This is a genomic window from Microbacterium sp. ARD31 (assembly GCF_031844425.1).
On record NZ_JAUZVE010000124.1, the window covers coordinates 1 to 2,633 of the forward strand.

The 2,633-nt window shown below is 65.6% G+C and carries 4 protein-coding genes; all 4 read left to right on the forward strand.

The genetic code is table 11. From position 1 onward, the window contains the following. On the forward strand, positions 1–1,076 hold a 1,076-nt coding region (tuf, locus tag Q9S36_RS51525), incomplete at its 5' end, for an elongation factor Tu (RefSeq protein WP_311292442.1). Positions 1,077–1,213: 137 nt separating this feature from the next. Further along, positions 1,214–1,429, forward strand: a complete 216-nt coding sequence (locus tag Q9S36_RS51530) for an Rv0909 family putative TA system antitoxin (protein ID WP_311292443.1) — start codon at positions 1,214–1,216, stop codon at positions 1,427–1,429. Positions 1,430–1,842: 413 nt separating this feature from the next. Next, on the forward strand, positions 1,843–2,151 hold the full coding sequence (rpsJ, locus tag Q9S36_RS51535) for a 30S ribosomal protein S10 (RefSeq protein ID WP_018171443.1): 309 nt from the start codon (positions 1,843–1,845) through the stop codon (positions 2,149–2,151). A gap of 11 nt (positions 2,152–2,162) precedes the next feature. Continuing rightward, positions 2,163–2,633: 50S ribosomal protein L3 (gene rplC / locus Q9S36_RS51540; protein ID WP_311292444.1), on the forward strand; the 471-nt coding region annotated here is incomplete at its 3' end.

Sequence of the window (2,633 nt, forward strand, 5' to 3'; positions counted from 1 at the left end):
TCCCGTCGGCCACCAACGTGCAGCGTGACTTCGCGTCGATCGACTCCGCTCCCGAAGAGCGCCAGCGTGGTATCACGATCAACATCTCGCACGTCGAGTACGAGACCCCGAAGCGTCACTACGCACACGTCGACGCCCCGGGTCACGCTGACTACATCAAGAACATGATCACCGGTGCCGCTCAGATGGACGGCGCGATCCTCGTGGTCGCCGCCACCGACGGCCCGATGGCTCAGACGCGTGAGCACGTCCTGCTCGCCAAGCAGGTCGGCGTTCCGTACCTGATGGTCGCGCTGAACAAGTCCGACATGGTCGACGACGAGGAGATCCTGGAGCTCGTCGAGCTCGAGGTCCGCGAGCTGCTGTCCAGCCAGGGCTTCCCCGGCGACGACGCTCCGGTCGTCCGCGTCTCGGGCCTCAAGGCTCTCGAGGGCGACGAGCAGTGGGTCCAGTCGATCCTCGACCTGATGGACGCCGCTGACGAGTCGATCCCCGACCCGGTCCGCGACAAGGACAAGCCCTTCCTCATGCCGATCGAGGACGTCTTCACGATCACCGGTCGTGGCACGGTCGTCACCGGTCGCGCCGAGCGTGGCACCCTCGCCATCAACTCCGAGGTCGAGATCGTCGGCATCCGCCCGACGCAGAAGACCACGGTCACGGGTATCGAGATGTTCCACAAGCAGCTCGACGAGGCCTGGGCCGGCGAGAACTGTGGTCTGCTCCTCCGTGGTCTCAAGCGTGACGACGTCGAGCGTGGCCAGGTCGTCGTGAAGCCGGGTTCGGTTACGCCGCACACCAACTTCGAGGGCACTGCCTACATCCTCTCGAAGGAGGAGGGCGGCCGTCACAACCCCTTCTACACGAACTACCGCCCGCAGTTCTACTTCCGTACCACGGACGTGACCGGCGTCATCACGCTGCCCGAGGGCACCGAGATGGTCATGCCCGGTGACACCACGGACATGACGGTGGAGCTCATCCAGCCCATCGCCATGGAAGATGGACTCGGTTTCGCGATCCGTGAGGGTGGCCGCACCGTCGGCGCCGGCACGGTGACCAAGATCATCAAGTAAGTCCTTCGGACTCACCGACAGGGGTCGGGCCTTCGGGCCCGGCCCCTTCGTCGTTCCTGCAAGGGGGTGCGATCGGGTGGGGGCGGCCCTAGACTGACCGCGCCGCGGCATCCGCGGTCCGAGACGGAAGGGATCCCATGGGTATCGACGATGTGGTGGGCAAGGGCAAGCAGTTCCTCGAGCAGCACAAGGAGGAGATCGACCGGAACCTGAAGTCGGACAAGGCCGAGGACGTCAGCGACAAGGTCCTCGACGCCGCGGCCGATTTCGTGAAGAAGGTCGCTCCCGACTCGGTCGACGCGAAGGTCGACGAGGTCCGCGGCAACGTGGATCGGCGTATCGGGAACGAGTGAGCCCTGCGAGGGGTCGGATGCTGCGGCATCCGGCCCCTCTGCTGTGCCCGGCGACGGCAGTGGGGGAGCGTACCCGGCGGCGCGACACGCCCGGGTTTGCGACACGCCCGAACGGCACGTAGACTGTACAGGTTCCACATTCCTGCGCTCTGCGCGGGATCACTGCCAGGGCAGTGCATAGGCGAGAAGCCTAGGCCGCGGGCAGCAGAACATCACATCCCCACACCCACTCCGGAAACGGATCCGCACGCGTGCGTGCGAGGGGAAGCGGATGCCGCAGGTCTCCTGCGGACTGACATCAGAACAGCGGTGACGGATCCCCCACCTCCGGGCGGGGAGAAGTGCCCGGCGCGCAAGCGCCCCGTGCGTCCAATGCCCTCGAGGTACGACGCGAGAAAGAGAGTGAGCAGACAATGGCGGGACAGAAGATCCGCATTCGCCTGAAGTCGTATGACCACGAGGTCATCGACTCGTCGGCACGCAAAATCGTCGACACCGTGACCCGTGCGGGCGCGACGGTCGTGGGCCCGGTGCCCCTTCCGACCGAGAAGAACGTGATCGCAGTCATCCGTTCGCCGCACAAGTACAAGGACAGCCGCGAGCACTTCGAGATGCGCACCCACAAGCGCCTCATCGACATCATCGACCCGACGCCCAAGGCCGTCGACTCGCTGATGCGTCTCGACCTCCCGGCCGACGTCAACATCGAGATCAAGCTCTGAGGTCGATCATCATGGCTGACATCAACTCCAAGGTTTCCAAGGGCCTGCTGGGCACCAAGCTCGGCATGACCCAGGTCTGGGACGAGAACGGCAAGGTCGTTCCCGTCACCGTCATCGAAGTCGCCCCCAACGTGGTGACCCAGGTGCGCACGCCCGAGCGCGACGGCTACAACGCCGTGCAGATCGCTTACGGCCAGATCGACCCCCGCAAGGTCAACAAGCCGCAGACGGCCCACTTCGAGGCTGCCGGTGTGACCCCGCGTCGTCACCTCACCGAGGTGCGCACGGCGGATGCCGCTGACTACTCACTCGGTCAGGAGCTCACCGTCGACGCCACCTTCGAGGCCGGCCAGCTGGTCGACGTCGTCGGCACCAGCAAGGGCAAGGGCTTCGCCGGTGTCATGAAGCGTCACAACTTCAAGGGCGTCTCCGCTTCGCACGGTGCGCACCGCAACCACCGCAAGCCCGGTTCGATCGGCGCC

Excerpts from the sequence above, each read along its gene's own strand:
- Q9S36_RS51530 (WP_311292443.1), top strand. The coding sequence starts at position 1,214 with ATGGGTATCGACGATGTGGTGGGCAAGGGCAAGCAGTTCCTCGAGCAG.
- rpsJ (WP_018171443.1), top strand. The coding sequence starts at position 1,843 with ATGGCGGGACAGAAGATCCGCATTCGCCTGAAGTCGTATGACCACGAG.